This window comes from Paenirhizobium daejeonense, from assembly GCF_014280875.1.
Taxonomy (GTDB): Bacteria; Pseudomonadota; Alphaproteobacteria; order Rhizobiales; family Rhizobiaceae; genus Allorhizobium; species Allorhizobium daejeonense.
In genome coordinates this window covers 64,950-91,295 of sequence record NZ_JACLAL010000004.1, presented here as the reverse complement: position 1 = coordinate 91,295, position 26,346 = coordinate 64,950, and the positions used below count along the sequence as shown (strand labels likewise).

At 61.8% G+C, this 26,346-nt stretch carries 24 protein-coding genes; 17 read left to right on the top strand and 7 right to left on the bottom strand.

All coding sequences use genetic code 11. The features are described from left to right. Positions 1-10: 10 nt before the first annotated feature. The 9 genes from phnL to phnN all read left to right on the top strand — a co-directional run bounded on the left by phnL (position 11) and on the right by phnN (position 8,297). Complete coding sequence (gene phnL / locus H4I99_RS10215) at positions 11-718, top strand: phosphonate C-P lyase system protein PhnL (protein WP_163902713.1); 708 nt, start codon at positions 11-13, stop codon at positions 716-718. Continuing rightward, entirely contained in the window at positions 715-1,332 is a 618-nt protein-coding gene (locus H4I99_RS10210; RefSeq protein WP_163902711.1) for a DapH/DapD/GlmU-related protein, read from the top strand. Before phnL ends, H4I99_RS10210 begins: the two co-directional genes overlap by 4 nt. A gap of 122 nt (positions 1,333-1,454) precedes the next feature. Beyond that, entirely contained in the window at positions 1,455-2,309 is an 855-nt protein-coding gene (gene phnC, locus H4I99_RS10205) for a phosphonate ABC transporter ATP-binding protein (protein ID WP_163902709.1), read from the top strand. An 82-nt stretch (positions 2,310-2,391) separates the two neighbouring features. Then, positions 2,392-3,297, top strand: coding sequence for a phosphonate ABC transporter substrate-binding protein (gene phnD / locus H4I99_RS10200; RefSeq protein ID WP_099059810.1), 906 nt, complete (start codon positions 2,392-2,394; stop codon positions 3,295-3,297). A 149-nt stretch (positions 3,298-3,446) separates the two neighbouring features. Next, positions 3,447-4,367, top strand: coding sequence for a phosphonate ABC transporter, permease protein PhnE (gene phnE, locus H4I99_RS10195; protein WP_163906003.1), 921 nt, complete (start codon positions 3,447-3,449; stop codon positions 4,365-4,367). Further along, on the top strand, positions 4,367-5,716 hold the full coding sequence (phnE, locus tag H4I99_RS10190; RefSeq protein WP_163902707.1) for a phosphonate ABC transporter, permease protein PhnE: 1,350 nt from the start codon (positions 4,367-4,369) through the stop codon (positions 5,714-5,716). Before phnE (H4I99_RS10195) ends, phnE (H4I99_RS10190) begins: the two co-directional genes overlap by 1 nt. A gap of 127 nt (positions 5,717-5,843) precedes the next feature. Further along, positions 5,844-6,533: a DUF1045 domain-containing protein gene (locus H4I99_RS10185; protein WP_163906001.1), complete on the top strand. Its 690-nt coding sequence runs from the start codon at positions 5,844-5,846 to the stop codon at positions 6,531-6,533. Between the two features lie 22 nt (positions 6,534-6,555). Next, positions 6,556-7,695, top strand: a complete 1,140-nt coding sequence (locus tag H4I99_RS10180) for an alpha-D-ribose 1-methylphosphonate 5-triphosphate diphosphatase (RefSeq protein WP_163902705.1) — start codon at positions 6,556-6,558, stop codon at positions 7,693-7,695. Then, positions 7,695-8,297, top strand: coding sequence for a phosphonate metabolism protein/1,5-bisphosphokinase (PRPP-forming) PhnN (gene phnN, locus H4I99_RS10175; RefSeq protein WP_244625021.1), 603 nt, complete (start codon positions 7,695-7,697; stop codon positions 8,295-8,297). Before H4I99_RS10180 ends, phnN begins: the two co-directional genes overlap by 1 nt. A gap of 146 nt (positions 8,298-8,443) precedes the next feature. Here phnN and H4I99_RS10170 read toward each other — a convergent pair whose 3' ends face one another. From H4I99_RS10170 to pcaD, 5 genes are all read right to left on the bottom strand, one after another. Beyond that, positions 8,444-9,502 (bottom strand): 3-carboxy-cis,cis-muconate cycloisomerase, encoded by a 1,059-nt coding sequence (locus H4I99_RS10170; protein ID WP_163902703.1) that lies wholly within the window; start codon positions 9,500-9,502, stop codon positions 8,444-8,446. Between the two features lie 306 nt (positions 9,503-9,808). After that, a complete protein-coding gene (gene pcaG / locus H4I99_RS10165; protein ID WP_163902701.1) occupies positions 9,809-10,426 on the bottom strand; it encodes a protocatechuate 3,4-dioxygenase subunit alpha in 618 nt (205 codons plus the stop codon). Between the two features lies 1 nt (position 10,427). Beyond that, on the bottom strand, positions 10,428-11,168 hold the full coding sequence (gene pcaH / locus H4I99_RS10160; protein ID WP_163902699.1) for a protocatechuate 3,4-dioxygenase subunit beta: 741 nt from the start codon (positions 11,166-11,168) through the stop codon (positions 10,428-10,430). Next, a complete protein-coding gene (pcaC, locus tag H4I99_RS10155; protein ID WP_099056109.1) occupies positions 11,165-11,581 on the bottom strand; it encodes a 4-carboxymuconolactone decarboxylase in 417 nt (138 codons plus the stop codon). The genes pcaH and pcaC overlap by 4 nt, the downstream gene beginning before the upstream one ends. A gap of 7 nt (positions 11,582-11,588) precedes the next feature. After that, complete coding sequence (pcaD, locus tag H4I99_RS10150; RefSeq protein ID WP_163902697.1) at positions 11,589-12,377, bottom strand: 3-oxoadipate enol-lactonase; 789 nt, start codon at positions 12,375-12,377, stop codon at positions 11,589-11,591. 95 nt (positions 12,378-12,472) lie between these two features. Here pcaD and pcaQ point away from each other — a divergent pair, with 95 nt between their 5' ends. Then, the gene (pcaQ, locus tag H4I99_RS10145; protein ID WP_163902695.1) at positions 12,473-13,396 is read left to right on the top strand and encodes a pca operon transcription factor PcaQ; all 924 of its coding nucleotides are present in this window, start codon (positions 12,473-12,475) and stop codon (positions 13,394-13,396) included. A 30-nt stretch (positions 13,397-13,426) separates the two neighbouring features. Here pcaQ and polA read toward each other — a convergent pair whose 3' ends face one another. Continuing rightward, a complete protein-coding gene (polA, locus tag H4I99_RS10140) occupies positions 13,427-16,420 on the bottom strand; it encodes a DNA polymerase I (RefSeq protein ID WP_163905997.1) in 2,994 nt (997 codons plus the stop codon). A 396-nt stretch (positions 16,421-16,816) separates the two neighbouring features. On the opposite strand from polA, the gene H4I99_RS10135 reads away from it, so the two are divergent. The 7 genes from H4I99_RS10135 to dnaJ all read left to right on the top strand — a co-directional run bounded on the left by H4I99_RS10135 (position 16,817) and on the right by dnaJ (position 26,029). Next, positions 16,817-17,254 (top strand): MarR family winged helix-turn-helix transcriptional regulator, encoded by a 438-nt coding sequence (locus H4I99_RS10135; RefSeq protein WP_163902693.1) that lies wholly within the window; start codon positions 16,817-16,819, stop codon positions 17,252-17,254. Between the two features lie 80 nt (positions 17,255-17,334). Continuing rightward, positions 17,335-18,726, top strand: a complete 1,392-nt coding sequence (locus H4I99_RS10130; RefSeq protein ID WP_163902691.1) for a dipeptidase — start codon at positions 17,335-17,337, stop codon at positions 18,724-18,726. A gap of 443 nt (positions 18,727-19,169) precedes the next feature. Continuing rightward, the gene (locus H4I99_RS10125) at positions 19,170-19,628 is read left to right on the top strand and encodes a YbaK/EbsC family protein (RefSeq protein ID WP_163902689.1); all 459 of its coding nucleotides are present in this window, start codon (positions 19,170-19,172) and stop codon (positions 19,626-19,628) included. Positions 19,629-19,826: 198 nt separating this feature from the next. After that, complete coding sequence (locus tag H4I99_RS10120; protein ID WP_163902687.1) at positions 19,827-22,157, top strand: transglycosylase domain-containing protein; 2,331 nt, start codon at positions 19,827-19,829, stop codon at positions 22,155-22,157. 329 nt (positions 22,158-22,486) lie between these two features. Further along, positions 22,487-24,397 (top strand): molecular chaperone DnaK, encoded by a 1,911-nt coding sequence (gene dnaK / locus H4I99_RS10115; RefSeq protein ID WP_163902685.1) that lies wholly within the window; start codon positions 22,487-22,489, stop codon positions 24,395-24,397. Further along, complete coding sequence (locus H4I99_RS10110; protein ID WP_163902683.1) at positions 24,397-24,870, top strand: hypothetical protein; 474 nt, start codon at positions 24,397-24,399, stop codon at positions 24,868-24,870. Before dnaK ends, H4I99_RS10110 begins: the two co-directional genes overlap by 1 nt. A gap of 4 nt (positions 24,871-24,874) precedes the next feature. Further along, complete coding sequence (gene dnaJ / locus H4I99_RS10105) at positions 24,875-26,029, top strand: molecular chaperone DnaJ (RefSeq protein ID WP_163902682.1); 1,155 nt, start codon at positions 24,875-24,877, stop codon at positions 26,027-26,029. 65 nt (positions 26,030-26,094) lie between these two features. Here the strand turns inward: dnaJ and H4I99_RS10100 are convergent, their stop codons facing one another. Further along, complete coding sequence (locus tag H4I99_RS10100; protein ID WP_163902680.1) at positions 26,095-26,346, bottom strand: putative antibiotic biosynthesis monooxygenase; 252 nt, start codon at positions 26,344-26,346, stop codon at positions 26,095-26,097.

Genomic DNA, 26,346 nt, shown 5'->3' with positions numbered 1-26,346 from the left:
AGGAAAAACCATGGCCACGCCTCTCGTCGTTTCCGAAGTCTCGAAGAGCTTCATCATGCATCTGCGCAGCGGCCTCACGCTGCCGGTCGTTTCCAATGTTTCATTTTCGGTTGCCGGTGGCGAGTGCGTCGTGCTCGGCGGTCCGTCGGGTATCGGCAAGAGTTCTATCCTGAAGATGCTCTACGGCAATTACGCCGTCGATACCGGGCAGATCCTCATCGATCATCTCGGCCGCATCATCGACATCGCGACCGCCGATCCGCGCGCAGTGCTCGATGTGCGCCGTTCCACGCTCGGCTATGTCAGCCAGTTCCTCAGGACCGTTCCGCGGGTTTCCACCCTAGACGTGGTCGCCGAACCGCTGGTCGCCCGCGGCGTCGCGGCGGAGGAAGCGCGCGACAAGGCGGCGGACCTGCTGTCGAGGCTCAACCTGCCGAGGGAACACTGGCAATTGCCGCCGGCCACCTTTTCCGGCGGCGAACAGCAGCGCGTGAACATCGCTCGCGGCTTCATCACCGATCATCGCGTGCTGCTGCTGGACGAACCGACGGCCTCGCTCGATGCAACCAACCGCGCCGTCGTCGTCGAGATGATCCGCGCCAAGAAGAAGGCGGGCATTGCCATTCTCGGTATCTTCCACGACGAGGAAGTGCGCGAACTCGTCGCCGACCGTATTCTCGACGTTTCCCAGTTTTCGCCGCGAAAGGCCGCGGCATGACCCGTCTCTTGTCCGAAACGCCAATGATCCACGAGACGGCGCTGGTGGAGACGACCACGCTTGGCCGCTACACCAAGGTGACCGAATTCTGCCGCATCCGGGAATGCGAGATCGGCGACTATTCCTACATCATGGAGCATGGCCATCTCTGGAACACCAGGATCGGCAAGTTCTCCAACATCGCGGCTTTCGTGCGCGTCAATGCCACCAACCATCCCGTCGAACGCGCGACGCTGCATCACTTCACCTACAGGCCGGGTGACTATTGGGCCGACCAGCAACCGGAAGAGGCCGAGTATTTTGCCGCCCGACGCAGCAAGGTCGTAACCATCGGGCATGACACCTGGATCGGACACGGGGCCACCATCCTCACCGGCGTGACGGTTGGAAACGGCGCGGTGATCGGCGCCGGTGCCGTCGTTTCCAAGGATATCGCTCCCTACACGATCGTCGGCGGTGTGCCGGCCAAACTCATCCGTGAACGTTTCAATGCCCAGACTGCCGAGGGCATGGAAAAGCTCGCCTGGTGGGACTGGTCCCATGACCGACTATTTGCAGCACTTTCCGATTTTCGCGACCTCGCAGCCGAGGATTTCGTCGCGAAATACGCTTAAAAATCCATAAAAAACAAATGCTTGATTGGTATAATATTTCCTACACATAACTGACATTGGCGCTTCATCAACGGTCGCTAGAGCATTGCCCACAACGTGGACATGACGTCGAAAGAAAAGACATGCGATTTCAGCTGAAAAACGTCACCCGGCAATTCGGACAGCATATTGCCGTCGACAATGTCAGCCTGGAAATTCCGGCAGGCCAGATGGTGGGCGTCATCGGACGTTCGGGTGCCGGCAAGTCGACGCTGCTGCGCATGATCAACCGGCTGGTCGATCCTTCCACCGGCTCCATTCATTTCGGCGGCGCGGAAGTTTCGTCGTTGCGCGGCAAGGGCCTGCGCAACTGGCAGCGTGATTGCGCGATGATCTTCCAGCAGTTCAACCTCGTGCCGCGCCTCGACGTCCTGACCAATGTCATGCTCGGCCGGCTCAATCACCGCTCGACGATGATGAGCCTTCTCAGTATCTTTTCCGACGACGAGCGCCTCGCCGCAATCTCGGCGCTGGAGCGCCTCGGCATCGAGCAGACGGCCATGCAGCGCGCCGGTACGCTTTCCGGCGGCCAGCAGCAGCGCGTCGCCATCGCCCGCGCCCTGATGCAGGCGCCGAAGATGCTGCTTGCCGACGAGCCGATCGCCTCGCTCGACCCGCTGAACGCCAAGATCGTGATGGACGCGCTACGCGATATCAACGAGCGCGAGGGTATCACCGTCATCACCAACCTGCATACGCTGGATACCGCGCGCAGCTATTGCGAGCGGATCATCGGTATGGCGAGCGGCCGCGTCGTCTTCGACGGCCCGCCTTCCGAGCTCAATGCCGATGCGGTGCAGGAAATCTACGGCTCCGACAAGGACGGCGCCGGCATCGACGAGACGATGACCTCGACCAGCATCAACATCCCCGGCGCCGAGGCGAGCGGGGAAAAGCAATCGGGCGGTATCGGCACGCTGGCAAGCGCCAGTGCCTGAGACCCGCACCTTCGATCGTCTGCCCGCGTAAAGGGCACTTTTCATGACGAAACTCCGGATGGTCCGGAAACAGGAGATCACCATGCTCAAGAAAGCTCTTCTTGCTGCCGTCGCACTCGGCGTCATCGCAAGCTCCGCAATGGCTCAGGACGTCAAGGTTCTGCGCATCGGCCTCGACGGCTCGGAAAACGAAGCCGACCAGATCCGCAACACCCAGTGTGTCGCCGATGGCCTGAAGGCTGCGACCGGCGTTCCGGAAGTCCAGATCTTCCCGTCGCCGGACTATAACGGCGTCATCCAGGGCCTGCTCGGCGGCACCATCGACATCGCTTCGATGGGCGCCTCCTCCTACGCGGCAATCGCGATCAAGGACCCGAACGCCGTCGACCCGATCCTGACCTACACCCAGTCGGACGGCTCCAGCGGCTATTACTCGATCATGGTCGCCCGCAAGGACAGCGGCATCAAGACGCTCGCCGACCTGAAGGGCAAGAAGCTCGGCTTTGCCGACCCGGACTCGACCTCCGGCTACCTCGTCCCGAACGTCGCCCTGCCGAAGGAAATCGGCGCCTCGGTCAAGGACTACTTCTCTGAAACCGGCTTCGGCGGCGGCCATGAGAACCTCGTTCTCGCCGTTCTCGACAAGAAGTTCGATGCCGGCACGACCTTCGGTTCGGGCGTTGGCAAGTGGGAAGAAGGCTATACCGGTGGCAACCTGCACCAGATGGTCAACAAGGGCATCCTCGACATGGACGATATCGTCGAAGTCTGGAAGTCGCCGCTGATCCCGAACGGCCCGCTGATGGTTTCCAACAAGCTGCCTGCCGACATGCGCGAGAAGGTCGAAGCCTTCTTCCTGGAACTGCCGAAGAAGGATCACGACTGCTTCAAGGCCTACACCCAGGGCGACAACAAGGAATACATCAAGGTCGATCCGTCCTTCTACCAGACGATCATCGACGCTCGTAAGTCGGTTATCGGCGGCTGATTTTCCTAGAACATCATCCGGCGGCGGCGTTGAAAGACGCCGCCGTTCGGCAACCGGGAGCGCGGATCATGGCGACCATCAGCGAACACAACAGTGGCGGCCCGTTGGGCGGTCATCTAAGCGGGCTCGGCCCCGCCGCATCCCTGATGATGCAGCATTACCGCCAGCAGTTGAGGACTCGCCGCGTCTATACCGCAATCGCGATCGTCGTCTTTCTCGCCGTTCTCATCGCCTCGCTAAAATTCGCCAATGACGCGAATGCCGGCAAATTCTTCGAACGCCTGCCCTATTTCTTCGACTTCATCCGCAGCTTCGTACCCGACAGCCCGATGGAAATCGTGAGGGCAATGTTCGACCTGCCCTCGCCCTATGCCGACGGCTCGCTGAAGTACAATTACACCGCCGACCGCCATTACATCACCGACACGCTCTATATTCCGAATTTCATCTACCAGCTGGTCATCACGATCAATATCGCGCTGGTCTCGACGATCATCGGCGCTGCACTCGCCTTCCTTCTCTGCTTCTTCGCTTCCACCAATCTCGTCGGCGCCGGCGCGACCCGCTTCGTGGTCCGCCGCATCATGGAAGTGATGCGCGCCTTTCCGGAGATCGTCATCGCCGGCCTTCTGACCGCGATTCTCTCGATTGGGCCGATTGCGGCAATCATCGCCATCACGGTCCATACCGTCGGCGCGCTCGGCAAGCTGTTCTTCGAAGTGGTCGAGAATTCCGACATGAAGCCGGACGAAGGCCTGCGGGCCGCCGGCGCAAACTGGGTCGAGCGCGTGCGCTTCGCCATCGTTCCCCAGGTGCTGCCGAATTTCGTCTCCTACACGCTGCTGCGCGCCGAGATCAACGTTCGCGCCTCGACCATCATCGGCGCGGTCGGCGGCGGCGGTATCGGCGAGGTCTTCCGCCTGGCGATCGGTCGCGATCATGCCGCCAAGACCTATGCGATCATCATCCTGCTGCTCGTGAGCATCATCATCATCGACCAGTTCTCCGCCTGGCTTCGCCGCCGGCTGATCGGCCAGCAGTCCTTCGAATTCGGCAGGGGAGCAGCCTGATGTCCTCGGTACCCACCATCCACGCATCCGAACGCGAGCGCCTGCTCAGCCAGTATCCGCAGGTCTTCCATCGCTCGTTCATGCAGCGCTACGGTCTCGTGATCGGCTCCGGCATCGTCGCCGTCTATCTCGCCATCTGCTTCTTCGCCTTCAATGTCGGTCCTGCCTTCATGAACGGCCAGTGGGACCGCGCCTCGCTCTATGTCCAGGACTGGTATTCGTGGCGCGCCCAGCCACGCCTGCGTTTCCAGGACGACGGCACCGTCAAGATCCAGTGGTCGAGCCGCGGCCAATATGCGCAGGGCGCCGATATCTTCTGGCTGCAGCCGATCGATAACGGCGGCTATTCGGTCACTTACGGCAGCGAGGGCGACCGCCTCGACGTGACGACCGGCAGGGTCGATGTCTATGTCGGCGGCACCGTCTATCCGGTGACCATCAGCGGCGATGCCGCAACCGTAGTGGCTGACGCTCCCTCTTCCATCGTGCAGGATGGCAACAAGGTTGTCGTCAATTACGGCTTCGAAGGGCAGGCCGAGATCCGTTCGGGACAGGTCTACGTCCAGCGTCGCTTCCTTGGCTGGGCAAACTTCATGTTCGACCCAAAGTCGGACTTCTGGGGCAAGAGTTGGGGCGAACTTGCGGCACTTGCCACCTTCGGCGAACGCCTCGATCCCAACCGCTCCAACATCGGGCACATGATTGACGATTTTCTCGGCAACAGCGTCTGGCAGCACAGCGATATCCTGTCGAAGCTTCTGCAGACGCTGGTGATGGCCTTTGTCGGCACGCTGCTCGGCACGCTGTTCGCGTTCCCACTCGCCTTCATCGCCGCGCGTAACATTACCCGCAACCGCGCCGCCAACTGGGGCATGAAGCGGCTCTTCGATTTCCTCCGCTCCGTCGACATGCTGATCTGGGCTTTGTTCTTCACCCGCTCCTTCGGTCCCGGACCGATCCCCGGTATTGCGGCGATCTTCTTCACCGACGCAGGCGCGCTCGGCAAGGTCTATGCCGAAGCGGTCGAGAATGTCGACGACAAGCAGCGCGAGGGCGTGAAATCCGTCGGCGCGAACCCTGTGATCGTCAACCGCTTCGGCGTGGTGCCGCAGGTCCTGCCGGTTTTCATCTCCCAGTCGCTCTATTTCTGGGAATCGAATACGCGCTCGGCGACCGTTATCGGCGCTGTCGGCGCGGGCGGCATCGGTCTCAAGCTCCTCGAAGCCATGGGCACGAATGCCGACTGGGACAAGGTCGCCTACATGGTGCTGCTGATCCTGCTCGTCGTCTTCATCTTCGACTCGATCTCGAATGCCCTGCGCTCCAGGCTAATCGGCGCGCAACACTGATTTATTTCGCCGGATACCTACCGGTATCATCAATCTGTCATGCAGATCGGCTAGCCAGCCGGTCTTGCCTTTGGACGACGAAGCAGCCCATGGTGGCGGCCCGTCCTTCGATCCGAGGAATGCTCTCTTGCGCTACGCCGTCTACTTCACCCCGGAAGCCGATCATCCGTTGACTCTGGCGGCATCGGACTGGCTGGGACGTGATGCCTTCAGCGGCATGGACAGCGCCATTCAGCCTGTCGCGGACTTCTCCCAAGAAGAGCGCACCGAACTGACCGCCGACCCGCGCCGCTACGGTTTCCACGCCACGCTCAAGGCTCCCTTTACGCTTGCGGACGGTTCCAGCGAGACCGCGCTTATCGAGAGCTTCCGGGATTTCTGCGCGACCAATGCCGCCTTCGACATTCCATTGGCGGTGGTGAACCGCATCGGCCCCTTCTTCGCACTCGTTCCCGCAGAGCTTCATCCGCCCCTGCAGGCATTTGCGGCTTCCATCGTCGAAGCATTCGAGCCGTTTCGCGCGCCGCTCGGCGAGGCCGATATCGCCCGCCGCCGGCCGGATCGGCTGAACGAGGCCCAGCGCGCCCACCTGATGCGCTGGGGCTATCCATACGTCATGGAAGAGTTCCGTTTTCACATGACGCTCACCGGCCCCGTTCCGGAAGAACGGGCAAGCGCCATGGCCGAAGTGCTGAACCAGCGCTTTGCCGATTTCATCCGTCGCCCCTTGCGCATTTCCGGGCTCGCCCTGTTCATTGAACCAGAACGCGGCGCGCCCTTCATCGTCCACGACTGGCAGCCCCTTGCAGCCGCCTGATCCTTTCGAAAGCCTTGAAAAGATGTCTGCCGAAACCGTTTTCAGCAATGCCCTCATCGTTCTGGAAGACCAGATCGTCTCCGGCTCCGTCCAGATCCGCGACGGACGTATCGCCGATATTTCGGATGGTGCGAGCCGCGTGGGTGAGGATTTCGGCGGCGACTATCTGATTGCCGGCCTCGTAGAGCTTCATACCGATCATCTGGAATCGCATTATTCGCCGCGTCCAGGCGTGCGCTGGAACAAGACCTCGGCAATTCAGGCGCATGATGCGCAGGTCGTTACCTCCGGCATCACGACAGTCTTCGACTGCCTGCGCATGGGCTCGGACGAGGACGGCGGCTTCGAGCATGGCGAAATGCGCGAGATGGCGGATGCCATTCAGGCCGCCGAAAAGGAAGACCGGCTGCGCGCCACCCATCTCATCCACCTGCGCTGCGAGGTGGCATCCAGCAACGTACTCGACCACTTCGCCGATTTCGAAAACGATCCGCATGTGCGGCTGGTCTCGCTGATGGACCATTCCCCGGGCCAGCGCCAGTTCCAGACGATGGAACAGTACACGCTGTACTACAAGACCAAGCGCGGGCTCTCCGATGAAGCCTTCGCCCGCTTCGTCGATAGCCGGCTGGCGCTTTCGGCTCAGTATTCCGGCCCGCATCGCGACACGCTGGCACGGATTTGCGCCGAGCGCGGCATCACGGTTGCCAGTCATGACGATGCCACGCTTGCGCATGTCGAGGAAGCAAGGGGGCACGGCGTGAAGCTTGCAGAATTCCCGACCAGCTTCGATGCCGCCGAAGCCTCCCACAAGGCGGGCATGAGCGTACTGATGGGCGCTCCGAATGTGGTGCGCGGCAAATCGCATTCCGGTAACATCGCGGCACGGGACCTCGCCGCGCGCGGCGTGCTCGACGTGCTTTCCTCCGATTACGTGCCGCTCAGCCTGCTGCACGCGCCCTTCGTGCTGGCCGACGATTTCGAGGACATCTCCCTGCCGCAGGCGCTCGCCATGGTCACCTCGACGCCGGCGCGCACCGTCAGCCTTGACGACCGCGGCCGGATAGCGACCGGTCTGCGCGCCGATCTCGTTCGGGTTCGCCGTCAGGAGGGCGTCCCGGTCGTGCGTTCGGTCTGGCGCGAAGGCAACAGGGTCGCCTGATGAACGGATACGCGGCAAGGCTCCATCCGAATTCGGCTACCGGCACCATGGTTGTCGTCGTCGGCCCGAGCGGCGCCGGCAAGGACAGCCTCATCCAGATCGCGAAGGATCATTTCGCCGGGCGGGCGAGCGTGCATTTCGTCCAGCGGGTTATTACCCGGCCGGCCGATGCCGGCGGCGAAGAGCACAAGGATGTTTCCGACGCCGAATTCGGCAGCATGCGGGAAGAAGGCGCTTTCGCCGTGGACTGGGATGCGCATGGCCTGAGCTATGGCATTCCGGCAGCCGTTCACGAGAAGCTGGCACTCGGGCATCTGGTGGTCGCCAACGGCTCGCGCTCGGTGCTCGGACGGTTCGCCGAGGCTTTTTCACCGCTTCTCGTCGTCAACATCACGGCAAGGCCCGAAGTGCTGGCGCAGAGGCTGGAACAGCGCGGTCGCGAGACCCGCGAGGATATCCTCGCGCGACTGAGCCGTGGATCGCTCGAAATCCCCGAGACGTTCAACTGCGTGACGATCGACAATAGCGGCCTTCTGGCCGATTCCGGAAGGGCGCTCGTGGGCACTCTCGAAGGTATCCTGGCAAGCTGCGCCAAGTCCTAGAGCATTTCCGGCGATAACAGGATCGCCTCCAATGCTCCATTTCCTTGTTTTCCCGCAATTCCGGACGCAAAACCGGTTCCCACTTTTCGCTGGAATTGCTCTATCCATTATCCGGCTAAGTAATATCCGGAACGGCACGACGCAAATCAGGCCGGATCGCCTATGCGCTCGACGGACGTCAGCAGCGAGAGCGCGTGGTTGAGGGCCGTTCCAGTCGCTTCGATCATCTGCGGCAGGACTAGCCATTCCAGCGTCCAGGCGGTGCCTGAACGTTCCTGCTCGTGCACCAGCGCATGATGAATGGCCGAGAGCTGAGTGGCGTTGTAGCGGGCAAGCGTAACGAGGATCTCGGCACGAACCGGATTGTGCTTGTGGGGCATGGCGGAGGAGCCGCCGCCACCGGATACCGCCATCTGGTCGATACCGTTCTGCACCATCAGCGCCACGTCCTGCCCGAACTTGCCGAGCGCGCCGGTGAGACGCGAGAGGAAACCGGCGAAAGCTGCGATCCGGCCGCGATCCGCATGGGGCACGTAGTCCGGAACGGCAAGGCCGAGTTCTGCCGCCATGGTTTCGCGCACCGCGTCGATCCGGTCACCGAATTTTTCGGCCGTGCCGGCAGCACCCGCGAGCGACAGGATCATCATCTGACGCCGCTGCTCCGCCAGCTCCAGGGCGACGCGGGAGACGGATTTGCGCCAGACGGTGATGCGTGCGCCGGAGGTGATCTCGATTGCCGCCTGCATGCGGGAACGCGCCATCAGCGGCGTATCGCCAAAGCGGGCGAGAAGATCTGCAAAGGCATTGTCGATGGCGGCAAGGCGCTCCTCGAAAAGGGCGAAGACCGGCTCGAGCTTCAGCGCGAGCGCCGTATCGACGACATCCTGCGTGGTCGCACCGAAATGCACCTTGGCCGCGGCATCGCCTCCGACCCTTTCACGCAATTGCTGCACGTAATTCGGCGCCGGCACGCCATCCTTCAGGGTGGCCACCGCCATGCGATCGGCATCAGGAATGAAGCCTTCGGCTTTGCGGGCAATCTCTTCTGCCGTCCCGGCATCGAGCATGCCGGCTGAAGCTTCGGCCCTTGCCAGCGCCACCTCGAACCGCAGCATCGCCGCCAGATCGGCCTCAAGGCCCAGATGCCGGGAAACGGCCTCGTCACCGAGCAGGCGATCCAGATAGGGCAGGTTCGTCAACGGCATGATCAGGCTTGCTCCGATGGCTGATGATAGTTTCGGCGATTTCTTAGAGAGTTTCCGCTTTTCTCCGAATCGCGAAAACCCTCTACCTTCTTGTTTTTACGCATTTCCGTACGCAAAACCGCTTCGCACTTTTGCTGGGAATACTCTGGCCGGAGGAAAGACCGGCGAAACATGCAGATGACGGCGCGATCCCACCGGAAGCGCGCCGTCCGAATTTGAGGACCGGAGCGGAGTTCCAACCGGGCAGCAAATGCTGCCTGCCCGATCCCGCTCCGTTTTCCGTCCCGACATTACATGTCCTCGACATTACATGTCGAAGAACACCGTTTCGTTCTCGCCCTGAAGGTAGATGTCGAAAGTGTAGGTATTGCCTTCGCGCTCTGCGATCAGGGTCGGCACGCGGACCTTGTGCTCGATACGCGCCAGAACCGGATCCTCGGCATTCGCCTCGGCCTCGTCACCAAAATACATGCGGGTGTGAAGACCGATATTGATGCCACGCGCGACAATCCAGAAGGTGATGTGCGGCGCCATGAGGCGGCCATCGCGGAAGGGCACGCGGCCCGGCTTGATGGTCTCGAAGACGTATTCGCCGGTCGCCATGTCACCAGGACAACGCGCCCAGCCGAGGAAGTTCGGGTCTGCCGTGCCGCGGGTTTCCGATGGGCTTTGGTAGAAGCCATCGGCGTCGGCCTGCCAGATCTCGATCAGCGCATCCCTGAGCGGCGTGCCGGAACCGTCGATCACGCGACCACGGACAGTGATGCGCTCGCCCTTGGTCTTGTCGTTGACGAGAGGACCGGAACCCAGATCCGTCTCGAAGACGCCGTGGATGCCGGTAAAGTTCGGCGTGCAGCCGATATGAACGTAAGGACCTGCCGTCTGGGAGGCGGATTCCCTGAGATAACCGAGCGGCTGAACCATGTCAGTTGCCCTCCTTGCGGTTTTCGAACAGCGTCGAGCGGCGGCCACGCAGCACGATATCGAACTTGTAGGCGCGCATGTCCATCGGAATGGTGGCGTTCATGTCGAGCGGCGCGATCAGTTGTTTGATGGCTTCCTCGTCCGGGATCGTCTTGACGATGGGGCACATCCAGATGAGCGGGTCGCCTTCGAAATACATCTGCGTAATCAGGCGCTGGGCAAAACCGTGGCCGAAAATGGAAAAATGAATATGGGCCGGACGCCAGTCGTTGACGCCGTTCGGCCAGGGATAAGGGCCGGGCTTGATGGTCTTGAACCAGTAGTAGCCATCTTCGTCGGCAATCGTGCGGCCGACACCGCCGAAGTTCGGGTCGAGCGCCGCGAGATAGGTTTCCTTCTTGTGCCGATAGCGACCCCCTGCATTGGCCTGCCAAAATTCGACAAGCGCGCCGGCGACACCCTTGCCGCGCTCGTCCACCACGCGACCATGCACGAGAATGCGCTGGCCGATCGGGCTCTCACCGGGCTTGGCGTAGTTGACGATCAGGTCGTTGTCGAACTCGTTCAGGATGTTGTGGCCGAATACGGGGCCGGTGATTTCGCTTTTCGTACCTTCCAGCGAGATCAGCGCGCGCTGCGGCGAGCGCAGCACGGTGGTCTTGTACCACGGCGCATAGGCCGGGGGATGCATTTCACGATCACGGGGAAAAAACGCCCCCGTTTCTGGCATGGTATTCCTCATTTCCCTTCCTCCGAATGTTCTGCCGCATCCATTTCATTGAATACGCCCTTGGCAATCTTGATTGCGTGATTTGCGGCGGGCACGCCGGCATAGATCGCCACATGCAGCAGCGCCTCGAGAATATCCTCCCTTGAGGCGCCGGTATTGCGGGTTGCCCTGACATGCATGGCAACCTCATCATCCTGTCCAAGCGCGGCCAGAAGCGCGATCGTCACCATGGAACGCTCGCGCTTCGACCATTGCGGCCGTGACCAGACATGCCCCCAGGCGGCTTCCGTGATCAGATCCTGGAACGGCTCGTCGAAGGCGGTCTTCGACTGCTGCGCCTGGTCGACATAGCCATTGCCGAGCACGCTGCGGCGGGTCGCCATACCCTGATGATAACGGGCCGACTTTTCGGGGGCTTCACTCATGTTCGCTTCATGCCTTCCTGACAAAGGGCTGCAAAAGGGCTGCCAGCTGTTCCGGCTGCTCGACGCAGGGGATGTGGCCGCAGCCTTCGATGATTTCAAAACGTGCACCGGGGATCCGGCCCGCCGCTGCCTTGACGAGTTCCGGCGGGGTCGAGCCATCCTGATCGCCGACGACGACGAGCGTCGGGACGGTGATGGTCGGCAGCACGTCGGAAAAATCGGTATCGCGGATCGCACCGCAGGTGGAATTGTAGCCTTCGGCCGGCTGGCGCATCATCATCAGCCGATAGCCTGCGAGATCCTCTACCCGTTCCTGATGGAAGTCGGGCGTGAACCAGCGCTCCATGACGGCGTCGGCGATACTTTCGAGCCCGTTCGCCTTGACGGCCTCGATGCGGGCGCTCCAGGCTTCCGCAGTGCCGATCTTCGGCGCGGTGTCGCACAGCACAAGCTTCCTGACGAGGTCCGGGCGCTTCTTCCAGAGGCCCTGGCAAATGATGCCGCCCACGGAAAGGCCACAGAAGACGGCGCGCTTGATACCGACATGGTCGACGAGGGCAATGAGATCATCGACGAGATCATCCATGCCGAACGGCTTGTCGGCGCCGCCCGTCAGTCCATGACCGCGGGAATCGTAGAGCAGGACCGAGACATCATCGACGAGTTCGTCGAAGACGGGGAGCCAGATACGGAAATCGGTGCCAAGCGAATTCGAGAATACGACGAGGTTCTTCGCATCGACATCGCCGAGCAGTTCGTAGTGGACCGTGATTCCGTTGATAGTGGCGAATGCCATGGTGTTTCTCCTCACCTGGGCTGGAAATTAGACGATGATTTTCGATAGGAAAAATGATATCTGAGGCAAAAACCATAACCATTTCGGCATGTTTCATGGACCAGCGGATCAAATTCCGGCATTTGCAAACCTTTCTTGAGGTGGCACGCCAGCGAAGCGTGGGCAAGGCCGCCGATGCATTGGCGATCACGCAGCCCGCCGTGACGCGCACCATACGCGAGCTTGAAGAGGTCCTCGGCGTAGCGCTTTTCGAAAAGGAAGGCCGCGGCATCCGGATCTCGCATTTCGGCGAGGTGTTTCTGAAACACGCCGGCGAAAGCCTCGCCGCCGTCCAGCGCGGTATGGACTCGCTTGCGCAGGCGCGCGCATCCGGCGGGCCGCCGTTGAGGATCGGCACGCTGCCAACCACCTCCGCCACCTTCATGCCGGATGCGCTGGCGGATTTTCTGGCGATCGGCACCGGGACCCACGTCACCATCGTCTCGGGCGAAAACCGCTTCCTGCTGGATTCGCTGAGGCTCGGAGAACTCGACCTCGTGGTCGGACGACTGGCGGCGCCCGAGCGAATGACGGGGCTGATCTTCGAACCGCTTTTCAGCGAGGAGGTCGCCATCATCGTTTCGCCCGACCATCCGCTGGCGGTCCGGCGCAATTTCACGCTCGGCGCGCTCGCCAACTATACCGTTCTGATGCCGACGGCGGGATCGGTCATCCGCCCCTTCGTCGACAGGCTACTTCTGACCAACGGCATTCCCGAGCTGCCCAACACGGTGGAAACCGTGTCTGACTCCTTCGGCCGCGCCTTCGTCTCGCGGCATAACGGGGTGTGGTTCATCTCGCGCGGCGTGGTCGCCGACGACCTGTCGAGCGGCCGTCTGGTGGAGCTTGAGATCGACATGGGAGAAACCCGCGGCGCCGTCGGCCTCACGACGCCCGCAAGCGTCGAGCCGAGTGCCGCGCTCACACTGATGAAACAGACGATCCGCAACCACGTGGAAGCGCGAAACGGGCGCTTCTGACGACGGCAACCGCCAGAAGGCGGGAGCCGATCAGTGGGCCTCGTCCCAGTTCAAGGCGGCGCGGGCATCGACCTTGAGCGGAACGCGCATGGCAACCGCCGGCATGGAGGCATGCTCCATGGTTTCGACGATGATCGGCATGGCGGCATCGACCGCCTCATCCTCCACCTCGAAGATCAGTTCGTCATGCACCTGCAGCAGCATGCGAACCTTTTCACCCAATCCGGCCTTGGCCAGCACCGGTTCGATCTGGATCATCGCCCGGCGGATGATATCCGCGGCGGAGCCCTGGATCGGGGCGTTGATCGCGGCGCGTTCGTTGAAGGCACGCATGGACGGGTTGGACGACTTGATCTCGGGGTAATGAGCGCGACGTCCAAAGATCGTCTCGACATAACCATGCTCGCGGGCAAACGCCTTGGTGCTGTCCATGTAATCCCGGATGCCGGGGAAACGCTCGAAATACTTCTTGATGTAATCCCCGGCCTCGGAACGCTCGATGCCGAGCTGGTTGGCGAGACCGAAGGCGGAGATACCGTAGATGATACCGAAGTTGATCGCCTTGGCGCGGCGACGGACCTCCGACGGCATGCCCTCGACCGGAACGCCGAACATTTCGGACGCCGTCATCGCGTGAATGTCGATGCCATCCGCAAATGCCTGACGCAGTTGCGGGATATCCGCCACATGGGCGAGCACGCGAAGCTCGATCTGGCTGTAGTCGGCGGAAAGCAGCTTGTGGCCCTGCGAGGCGATGAAGGCGGTGCGGATCTTGCGACCTTCTGCCGTACGAACCGGAATGTTCTGCAGGTTGGGCTCGGACGAGGAGAGACGGCCCGTTGTCGTCGCCGCCAGCGAATAACTGGTGTGAACACGCTTCGTTTCCGGATGCACATAGCCCGGAAGCGCATCGGTATAGGTGGATTTAAGCTTGGTGAGCTGGCGCCAATCGACGATCTTGCGCGGCAGCGGTGCGCCTTCGGCAGCCAGGTCTTCCAGCACCTGCGCCGAAGTGGACCACTGGCCAGTCTTGGTCTTGGAGCCGCCGGACAAACCCATCCTGCCGAACAGGATATCGCCGAGTTGCTTTGGCGAGCCGATATTGAAACGTTCGCCGGCGAGTTCGTAGATCTCATCCTCGAAGGCAGCCGCCTTCTGGGCAAGCTCACCCGAAAGCCGCGACAGGATCTGCCGGTCGATGGTGATGCCGCGCTCTTCCATGTCGGCAAGCACCGGCACCAGCGGCCGTTCCAGCCGCTCATAGATACGGGTCAGCTGTTCTGCGGCGAGACGGGGTTTCAGCACCATCCACAGCCGAAGCGTGACATCGGCGTCCTCGGCCGCGTAGGCCGTCGCCTTGTCGATGGCCACACGGTCAAAGGTCACCGACGACTTGCCGCTGCCGGCCACGTCCTTGTATGCAATCGGTGTATGGCCGAGCCAGCGTTCGGAAAGGCCGTCCATGCCGTGGTTCGACTTGCCCGCATCGAGCACGTAGGAAATCAGCATGGTGTCGTCGAAGCCCTGGATGACGATGCCGTAACGTCTCATCAGCAGGTAATCGTATTTGAGGTTCTGCGCGACCTTGAGAATGGAGGGATCTTCCAGCAGCTCCTTCAGGGCGGCCAGCGCCTCCTGCATCGGGATCTGGCCCTCGGCTAGCTTCAACCCATCGCTAAACAGGTCTTCCCCACCGGTCCTGTGACCGAGCGGCACATAGGCGGCGCGAATATCGGTCGAACCGGGAGCACGCGTGTTGTCGGCAATCGCCAGCGAGAAGCCGACGAATTCCGCCTGCATCGGATCGAGCGAGGTGGTTTCCGTATCGAAGGCGACAAGGCCGGTTTCGCGGGCGGCGGCAATCCAGCGCTCCAGCGCCGCGAGATCGCCGATCGTCTCATAGGCGGAGTGGTCGATCTTCTGGCCGGCAAAGGCGGCGGCGCGGGCGGCAGCGAGATCGGCGGGGGTCGGATCTCCCGTGGTGACGGAAACAGTCGTCGGCTTCGGGGCGGAAGACGATGCGACGGCACCGGCTTCACCCGACAACGGCGTTTCCTGCGTATCGACGTCGGGACCGTGGGCGGCATCGCCGCGTTCGACCTGCACCGGGGCGGCTTCGATCGCGCCGGCATCGCAGTCGCAGGCTTCGGCGACACGACGGGTGAGCGTGGTGAATTCCATCGCCTTGAGGAAGCCGATGAGCTTCGGCCCGTCCTGCTTCTCCAGCACCAGAGCGTCGAGCGGCATGTCTAGCGGCACATCGGTCTTCAACGTCACCAACTGACGTGAAAGGCGGGCGCGGTCGGCATTGGCAACGATGTTTTCGCGACGCTTTACCTGCTTGATCTCCTCGGCGCGGGCAAGAAGCGTGTCGAGATCACCGAACTCTTCGAGCAACTGCGCCGCCGTCTTCGGCCCGATCCCCGGAATGCCGGGCACGTTGTCGGTCGAATCGCCGGTCAGCGACTGCAGGTCGATCATCTTTTCCGGCGGCACGCCCCATTTCTCGATGACGTCGGGAATGCCGATCTGCTTGTCCTTCATGCTGTCGTACATGTGGACGCTGGTCGTCACCAGCTGCATCAGGTCCTTGTCGGAGGAAACGATGGTGACGTCGGCGCCGATCGCTTCCGCCGCGCGGGCGTAAGTGGCGATGATATCGTCAGCCTCGAAACCTTCGGTCTCGATGCAGGGCAGGTTGAAGGCGCGGGTCGCCTGGCGGATGAGGCCGAACTGAGGCACCAGCTCTTCCGGCGGCGCCGAACGGTTCGCCTTGTATTCCGGATAGAGTTCCTTGCGGAAGGTCTTCGACGAATAGTCGAAAATGACCGCCAGATGGGTCGGCGTGACACCGACGCTGGTATCGCGCGCATCCGTCAGGAGCTTCCACAGCATGTTGCAGAAACCCGAGACGGCACCGACCGGCAGACCATCAGACTTGCGGGTCAGCGGCGGCAAAGCGTGGAACGCCCGGAAGATGAAACCCGAGCCGTCGATGAGGAAGAGATGATCGCCTTTTTTCATGGCGCATGGATAGCGCGGGGCGGCCAGTGCGTCCATATAAAGTTCGAAAACGAACGGGAGCCTAAACACGGAAACGTTACAAATTTGTAATCCCGGCTTCCCTTGAAAAACCACATTCGGCCCATCATTTCATAGTCACCGGCGCCTGATCACGCCGCAGTCTGAAAGAGGCCCGTCCCCCGCCGCTTCAGACTTGGACAAAGGCCTTATCCCCCCTCTCCGGGCCTTTGTCCCTCTTTTCGAGAAGCCGCCGTGGCATCCGCCTCCAGCCACGGCGGCTTCGTCGTTTCCGCCCGATCGAAGCATCCACCGCGTCATCCAAAAAACATCAATCGAAACGATACATCGCCTGCGATTTATCTTGAGGAGACGGCAAAACGCGCCTATCGATTTGTCATGGCTTTTGATCGCTCGGCTTCCGCCACCTACCTCACCGCCCAGCTTGCCCGCGGCTTCTCCCGCGCGCTCCAGAGCCGGGCGGCAAAGCTTGGCTTCTCCGCCGGACAGTTTCCCATCCTGATCGAACTCTGGAACGAGGAAGGCCTGACCCAGCGTCAGCTTCTCGACCGAGTCGACGTCGAACAGGCGACGATGGCGAACACGCTGGCGAGGATGGAGCGGGACGGCTTGATCGAACGCAGGCCACATCCGCAGGACAGGCGGGCGCAGCTGATCTTCCTGACGGACAAGGCGCGCGGCTTGAAAAGCGAGGCGCTGGAAGCTGCGACCGAGGCGGACGAGGCGCTGTTTGAAGGCTTCCGCAGGTTCGAAAAAGAACTGATGCTGGAATACATCCGCCGGGCCATCGACAACGCCCGCAGGCTCGATCCGTAAAATATCCTGTTCTGCGGGTCGAAACCGGCGCGCCTTTGATCTATCGTCCCGCTCGATTTGAACCGTGCAGGACAATTGCCATGACCGATATTTCAGCCGTTCTCGCCAGCGCCGACAAGGCCCTTCCGCAGAGCCTGGACCGTCTCTTCGACCTCGTGAAAATCCGTTCGATCTCCACCGATCCAGCCTACAAGGCCGAGTGCCGCAAGGCTGCGGAATGGCTGGTGGCGGATCTCGTCTCGATCGGTTTCGAGGCGTCGGTACGCGACACGCCCGGCCATCCGATGGTGGTCGCCCATCAGGCCGCCGCATCCGCTGGCGCGCCGCATGCCCTTTTCTACGGCCATTACGACGTGCAGCCGGTCGACCCGCTGAACCTCTGGGAAAACGATCCCTTTGCACCGGCGATCAAGGAGATCGAGCCCGGCCGCAAGATCATCACCGGCCGCGGCACCGCCGACGACAAGGGCCAGCTCATGACCTTCGTCGAGGCATGCCGCGCCTACAAGGAGGTGAACGGCAGCCTGCCGATCAACATCACCATCCTGTTCGAAGGCGAGGAAGAATCGGGCTCTCCGTCGCTCAAGCCTTTCCTCACCGCCAACGAGAAGGAACTGAAGGCCGATTTCGCGCTGGTCTGCGACACGAGCATGTGGGACCGGGAAACGCCGGCCATCGCCGCCGCCCTGCGCGGACTGGTCGGCGAGGAAATCGTCATCACCGCAGCCGACCGCGACCTGCATTCCGGCCTTTTCGGCGGCGCGGCCGCAAACCCGATCCATATCCTGGTCGACATTCTCGCCGGCCTGCATGACGAAACGGGCCGCATCACCCTTCCCGGCTTTTATGAAGGCGTCGAAGAAACCCCGGCCAACATCAAGGCCTCCTGGGAAACGCTCGGCCGGACGGCGGAGAGCTTTCTCGGCGAGGTCGGCCTTTCGGTTCCCGCCGGCGAGAGGGGGCGTTCGGTCCTCGAACTTACCTGGGCGCGGCCGACAGCCGAGGTCAACGGGATCACCGGCGGCTATACCGGCGAAGGCTTCAAGACGGTGATCGCGGCGCAGGCTTCCGCCAAGGTTTCCTTCCGCCTCGTCGGCGATCAGGACCCGGCGAAGATCCGCGAGAGTTTCCGCGCCTATGTGCGCTCGAAGCTTCCGGCCGATTGCTCGGTCGAGTTCCACCCGCATGGCGGCTCGCCGGCCATCCAGCTTTCCTACGATTCGCCGGTGCTGACGAAGGCAAAGAACGCGCTTTCCGAAGAATGGCCGAAGCCCGCCGTCGTCATCGGCATGGGCGGCTCGATCCCGATTGTCGGCGATTTCCAGAAGATGCTCGGCATGGATTCCCTGTTGGTCGGCTTCGGACTGACCGACGACCGCATCCATTCGCCGAACGAGAAGTACGAACTGCAGTCGTTCCACAAGGGCATCCGCTCGTGGATCCGCATTCTCGACGCTCTCGCCGCGCGCTAAGGACGAGAAAAGGACACGCCCATGGATTGGCGCGTGTCCTTACCCTGAAAAACAAAAAGGCCGGGCAAGCCCGACCTTTCGTATCCCGTTTCGACGCCCCTGCCAGTACATCCGTGGTCAGGGGCGGAAACGGGCAATGCTCATTTCCAGGTGTGTGATCGCGGCGTTGAGGCCATTCACATCACCCTCTGACAAACAGGATCGCGCGAAGTGCTTAACAACACATTAACGCAGCACATCCATTTGCCCTGAAATGTTGCGACAGCCTTGTGAGGCGCCGCTGCACTGGTTGATCCCCATATGGGTAGCCTCTTCCGCTGCTTCAAGCCCCCGGTGATCGGTTCACAATTTTGACCGTGGTTTGGAAAGGCATTCTCCCTGCCGGCCGATACCCGACAGTATTCGCCCTTGCCCCGCTTCCGGCGATCCGTTTAGATGACGCCATGAGCCTAGAATCCGTCCGAACCTTCTTTTCCGAAAAAGCGCCCGACATCTCCGTCATCGTAACCGACGCAAGTTCCGCGACGGTCGCACTTGCTGCGGAAGCCCATGGCGTCGAGCCCGACCAGATCGCCAAGACGATCTGCCTGAGGATCGGCGAGGAGGTCGTGCTTGTCGTTGCTGCCGGCACGAAACGTCTCGACAACCGCAAGTTCAAGGATCGCTTCGGGGTGAAGCCGCGCATGCTCGGCGCCGAGGACGTGGTCGAGGCGACCAGCCATCCCGTCGGCGGCGTCTGCCCGTTCGGCCTGCCTTCCGATCTCAAGATCTATTGCGACGTCTCGCTGAAATCCTTCGACGAGGTGGTTCCGGCTGCCGGCGCCACCAATTCGGCGGTACGGATCGCGCCCGGACGGCTTGCGGAACTGACGGATGCGGAGTGGGCAGACCTCTGCCAGTAAAGAGACGACGCGGCAGTTGCATTCCGGGTGTAGATACAGGCGTTTACCGCATGTTAACCCCCCTTTAAATCGCCTCAATTAATGTTCAGTGCTTCGGTCACTTCTTCCGCTTGTCACGCGGCCATCACCCACCGCGCACAACGGGCTCCGGCAAGGCCGGCATCGTAGACGCAAACTACTGGAGCAAGATCGCCGGCAATGGCAAGCAAGGGCAAATCCCGCGAACGTGTCGAACCGAGCTTCGGAGGAAGCGACGAGGACGGCAGCGAGATTCGCATCGATGCAGGTGACAGGATCGGCGCAAGGGGCCAGTCCCGCAGCAAGGCTTCCCCCGGCAAGGCCGCGGCACCGCCACGCGAACGCGGCAACGGCAAAAAGCGCAAGGAAAAACAGCGCTCCAGCAGCGGCGGGCTGACCGGGTTCATCAGCCGGATGATCTACTGGTGCGTCGTGCTCGGCATCTGGGGCGCGATCGGGGTCGCCGGCATCGTGTTCTACTATGGCGCCCGCATGCCGAGCGCGAGTTCCTGGTCGATCCCCGAGCGCCCGCCCAACATCAAGATCGTCTCCGTCGAAGGCACGGTGATCGCCAATCGCGGCGCGACCGGCGGCGAGGCGCTGGCGCTCGAGGACATGTCGCCGTTCATCCCGCAGGCGGTCATCGCCATCGAGGACCGGCGCTTCTATTCGCATTACGGCATCGATCCGCTCGGGCTTGCACGTGCCATCGCCACCAATCTCGTTTCGGGACGCATGGTGCAGGGCGGCTCGACGCTCACCCAGCAGCTCGCCAAGAACATGTTCCTTTCGCCTGAAAGAACGCTGGAACGCAAGGTTCAGGAAGTTCTCCTGTCCCTCTGGCTGGAGCACGAATACACCAAGGACCAGATCCTCACGATGTATCTGAACCGGGTCTATTTCGGTTCCAACGCCTATGGCGTGGAAGCGGCCTCCCGGCGTTATTTCAACAAGTCGGCGCGCGACGTGAACCTTGGCGAGGCAGCCCTTCTCGCCGGCCTACTCAAGGCCCCTTCCCGCCTTTCGCCCGCCCGCGACCCGGAGGCTGCGGAAGCCCGCGCCCAGGTGGTGCTCGGCACCATGCGCGAAGAGGGCTTCATCACCGACGAAGAGGTGAAGACCGCCATGTCGCAATCGCCGACCCAGGCGAAGCGCTACTGGAGCGGCGCCGGCCAGTATGTCGCCGACATGGTGGTCGAAGAGGTCAAGTCTCTGGTCGGTGAGGTCAAGGAAGACCTGGTTGTCGAGACCACAATCGACATGACGCTGGAAAAGAAAGCGGAAGCGGCGATTTCCGAGAGCATCGACACCGAAGGCAAGAAGCTGAACGTGTCCCAGGCGGCACTTGTCTCGATCGACGGTACCGGCGCGATCCGGGCGCTCGTCGGCGGCAAGGACTATGCGGAAAGCCAGTTCAACCGGGCGGTCAAGGCCAAGCGTCAGCCCGGTTCGGCCTTCAAGCCCTTCGTCTATGCCTCCGCGATGGAAATGGGCCTCAGGCCCGATTCGGTGCGTAACGACGCACCGATCCGCATCGGCAACTGGACACCGGAGAACTACGACCAGAAATTCCGCGGGCCGGTGACGCTCGCCGGTGCGATGGCGGAATCGCTCAACACCATCGCCGCCCAGCTGGTCATGGAAGTCGGGCCCGACCACGTCATCAAGCTTGCTCACCGTCTCGGCATCGAATCGGATCTCCAGTCGAATGCCTCCATCGCGCTCGGCACGTCGGAAGTGTCGCTACTGGAGCTGACTGCGGCCTATGCCCCGTTCATGAACGGCGGCTACAAGGCCACGCCGCATATCGTTCGCCGCATCACGACGCCCGACGGCAAAGCCGTCTACGAAAACGACTACGCCGATCCTCCGCGCGTGCTCAGCGAAGGCGTCGTCTCCGAAATGAACATGATGATGAAGGGCGTGATCGAGAACGGCACGGGCAAGAAGGCCAGGATCAAGGGCTGGGAAGCCGCGGGCAAGAGCGGCACAACTCAATCCTTCCGTGACGCGCTGTTCGTAGGCTACACCAGCAATCTCACTACCGGCGTCTGGTTCGGCAATGACGACGGCAGCTCCATGAAGAAGGTAACGGGCGGTGGCCTGCCGGCCAAGGCCTGGCACGACTTCATGACAACCGCGCATACCGGGCTCACGCCCGCGCCGCTGAACGGCGGCACCTATGTCGAACCTTCGGTCGATCAGCCGCCGCAATCGACCCTCGGCACGATCATTTCCGACGTCCTGTCCGGTGGTGGCGAGGAGCGTTATCCGGCGCAGTCGCAGCAACAGGGCGGCGATGCTGGCCTTGCTGAACCAATGCCAACAGGCGACATGGGCGCCATCCCGCAGGCAGGGCCCATGCCGCCCGGGGATATCCCCATGAATGGGCAGCCCGAGGAACCGTATGGTGGGGTACTGGAAGGTCCAGTGCCGCCCGGCGAGGTTGGCGGACCGGTCCCCTCCGGCCGGCGACACACCACGCTTCTCGACATCATCATGGGGCAGTAAGGCGAGGACCGCTGGGACAGCAGTGGATCTTGCATTCGCGGCCAGCCATCGCCATCTGCCGGAAAGCAGCCCGGCGCAAGGCTCGGACGCTATGCAATCCTTAAGGGGCGGGCCTCCTGTTGGCCGCAAACGGCGGATTGCATGTTCTGCCAATCTGTTCTTTTTACTGGATTACAGCGGATTTCGAGCCTTGCAGTCAGAAAAACTGCTTCTTATATACGCGACATAACCGCAGCGAGGACTGCGATATCCCAGACCATCCACGTCGAGGGACTGTCAATGGAATGCCTTTCCGGGGTTCCGACAGTCTGCTTCAAGGAGAGAATGACATGGCTAAAGTAATCGGTATCGACCTTGGAACGACCAATTCCTGCGTCGCCGTCATGGACGGCAAGGATGCAAAGGTCATTGAAAATTCCGAAGGCGCACGGACCACGCCTTCCATGGTGGCATTTTCTGACGACGGCGAACGCCTCGTCGGCCAGCCGGCCAAGCGCCAGGCAGTCACCAACCCCACCAACACGCTGTTCGCCGTAAAGCGCCTCATCGGTCGCCGTTATGAAGACCCGACCGTCGAGAAGGACAAGCACCTCGTGCCGTTCCAGATCGTCAAGGGCGACAATGGCGACGCATGGGTTGAAGCTCAGGGCAAGGGTTATTCCCCGGCACAGATCTCCGCGATGATCCTTCAGAAGATGAAGGAAACCGCCGAATCCTATCTCGGTGAAAAGGTCGAGAAGGCCGTCATCACCGTTCCGGCATACTTCAACGACGCCCAGCGTCAGGCCACCAAGGATGCAGGCCGCATCGCAGGTCTTGAAGTGCTGCGCATCATCAACGAACCGACGGCTGCCGCACTCGCCTACGGTCTCGACAAGAAGGAAGGCAAGACGATCGCCGTATACGATCTCGGCGGCGGTACCTTTGATATCTCGATCCTGGAAATCGGCGACGGCGTCTTCGAAGTGAAGTCAACCAACGGCGATACCTTCCTTGGTGGTGAAGACTTCGACATGCGTCTCGTCGAATACCTCGTCGCCGAGTTCAAGAAGGACAACGGCATCGACCTGAAGAACGACAAGCTTGCCCTGCAGCGCCTCAAGGAATCCGCCGAAAAGGCCAAGATCGAACTGTCGTCCTCGCAGCAGACCGAAATCAACCTGCCGTTCATCACGGCCGACGCTTCCGGTCCGAAGCACCTGACGCTCAAGCTGACCCGCGCCAAGCTGGAAAGCCTGGTCGACGACCTCGTTCAGCGCACCATCGCGCCTTGCAAGGCTGCGTTGAAGGATGCCGGCGTCACCGCTTCCGAAATCGACGAAGTGGTCCTCGTCGGCGGTATGAGCCGCATGCCGAAGGTCCAGGAAGTCGTAAAGCAGCTGTTCGGCAAGGAACCGCACAAGGGCGTGAACCCGGATGAAGTCGTCGCTCTCGGCGCCGCCATCCAGGCCGGCGTTCTGCAGGGTGACGTCAAGGACGTTCTCCTGCTTGACGTGACCCCGCTGTCGCTCGGCATCGAAACGCTGGGTGGCGTGTTCACCCGTCTGATCGATCGCAACACGACGATCCCGACGAAGAAGAGCCAGACCTTCTCGACGGCCGAAGACAACCAGAATGCCGTGACCATCCGCGTTTCGCAGGGCGAGCGTGAAATGGCCGCAGACAACAAGCTGCTCGGCCAGTTCGACCTCGTCGGTCTGCCGCCGGCACCGCGCGGCGTGCCGCAGATCGAAGTCACCTTCGACATCGACGCCAACGGCATTGTGCAGGTTTCGGCCAAGGACAAGGGCACCGGCAAGGAACAGCAGATCCGCATCCAGGCTTCCGGCGGTCTCTCCGACGCCGATATCGAAAAGATGGTCAAGGATGCTGAATCGCATGCTGCCGAGGACAAGAAGCGCCGTGCGGGCGTCGAAGCCAAGAACCATGCCGAGAGCCTGATCCATTCCACGGAAAAGTCGCTCAAGGAATATGGCGACAAGGTTTCGGAAACCGACCGCAAGGCCATTGAGGACGCGATCGCATCGCTGAAGACCGCGGTCGAAGCTTCGGAGCCGGATGCCGACGACATCCAGGCCAAGACCCAGACCCTCATGGAAGTTTCCATGAAGCTTGGTCAGGCCATCTATGAAGCGCAGCAGGCGGAAGGCGCGGGCGACGCGGAAGGCGGCAAGGCTGACGACGTGGTCGATGCCGACTACGAGGAAGTCAAGGACGAAGACGCGAAGAAGTCGGCCTGATGCAACGGCCGAAGCGACGTTTCACCGTCATGGGGCTGGCCTTCGGGCCAGCCGCATTTACATTGGCCCTTTGCGTGGCATCCGCTTCCGCCCAGGAAGCCGGCCAGATCGAAGCGGTCTATCGCAAGGTGAGCGCCGCCGAGGTAACCATTGCAAAGGCGATCGGTGCGGGCGACAGTCGACAGCTATCCAGAACCGGCAGCGAGCTTGGCCGGGTTATCGAAGCGGCGCTGAAGCGTCGTGAAGAGGGCCAGGCTGTTTCCGCTTGTGACATGGCCGCCCATTCGCTGGCCTATGTCGCCGTATCGTCAGCCGATGGGCTGACGAACAAGGGCGAAGCCCGCAAGGTGCTGATCGAGGATGCGCGAGCCGCCGTGTCCGACTTCCAGAAGGACATGGCAGCCTGCGAAAAGCAGGCGGGCAAGAAGACTGGCAGCCACACGAGTGTGGAGAAGGCTTTGAGAGCTCTGTAGGACCATGGCAAAAGCAGATTTCTACGAAACCCTCGGGGTTAGCCGGACGGCGGACGAGAAGGAGCTGAAGAGCGCCTTCCGCAAGCTGGCGATGAAATATCATCCGGACAAGAATCCCGATGACAGCGAATCCGAGAAGAAATTCAAGGAAATCAATGAGGCTTACGAGACCCTGAAGGACCCGCAGAAGCGTGCGGCCTATGACCGCTTCGGTCACGCCGCCTTCGAGCAGGGTGGCATGGGCGGCGGCGGCTTCAATCCGGGCGGCGGGTTCTCCGGCGGCGGGTTCTCCGATATCTTCGAAGATATTTTCGGCGAGATGATGGGCGGCGGGCGCGGCGGTGGCCGCGCGCGTTCCAGCGGTGGACGCGAGCGCGGCGCCGACCTCCGTTACAACATGGAGATCTCGCTCGAGGAATCCTTTACCGGCAAGACGGCCCAGATCCGTGTGCCGACATCGATTACCTGCGATCTATGCACCGGAACGGGCGCCAAGCCCGGCACCAAGCCGACCACCTGCGCCACCTGTCAGGGCTCGGGCCGCATCCGCGCCGCACAGGGCTTCTTCTCGATCGAACGTACCTGCCCGACCTGTCACGGTCGCGGCCAGACGATCTCGGATCCCTGCACCAAATGCAACGGCCAGGGTCGCGTGACCGAGGAGCGCTCGCTTTCGGTCAACATTCCGGCCGGCATCGAGGACGGCACCCGCATTCGCCTGCAGGGCGAGGGCGAGGCTGGGCTCAGGGGCGGTCCGGCGGGCGATCTCTATATCTTCCTGTCGGTGAAGCCGCACGAGTTCTTCCAGCGCGACGGTGCGGACCTCTACTGTTCGGTGCCGATCTCGATGACGACGGCAGCGCTCGGCGGCACGTTCGATGTGGTGACGCTCGACGGCTCCAAGTCGCGCGTCAGCGTTCCGGAGGGCACGCAAGCCGGCAAACAGTTCCGGCTGAAGGGCAAGGGCATGCCCGTGCTGCGCTCGTCGCAGACCGGGGATCTCTACATCCAGATCCAGATCGAGACACCGCAGAAGCTTTCGAAGCGCCAGCGTGAGCTGCTGCAGGAATTCGAACAGTTGTCGTCCAAGGAGAATAACCCGGAATCGACGGGCTTCTTCGCGCGGATGAAGGATTTCTTCGACACGCTCAGCGATTAAGCGAAGCTTCCATTACCTATGAAAAGGCCGGCCCCCATGGAGCCGGCCTTTTTCTTTCGCCCGTTTTAGGCGGCTTTCCTGCGTGGCAGCCGCATGATGAACCAGCTAAAATGGCGCTGGATCAGCGGCGCGATGCCATAGACGATCGAGAAGACCATGATCGGCGCCAGCAATGCCGTACGCTTCCATAGCGCCCAGCCCTCCGTCAGCGGCATGATGATGTAGAGGATGCCGGTCACGAACGGGTAGACTACCAGAAGCATCAGTACGGCGAGCCTCAGCTTGGAGGGCTTCGGCATGATGACTGGATCAGACAT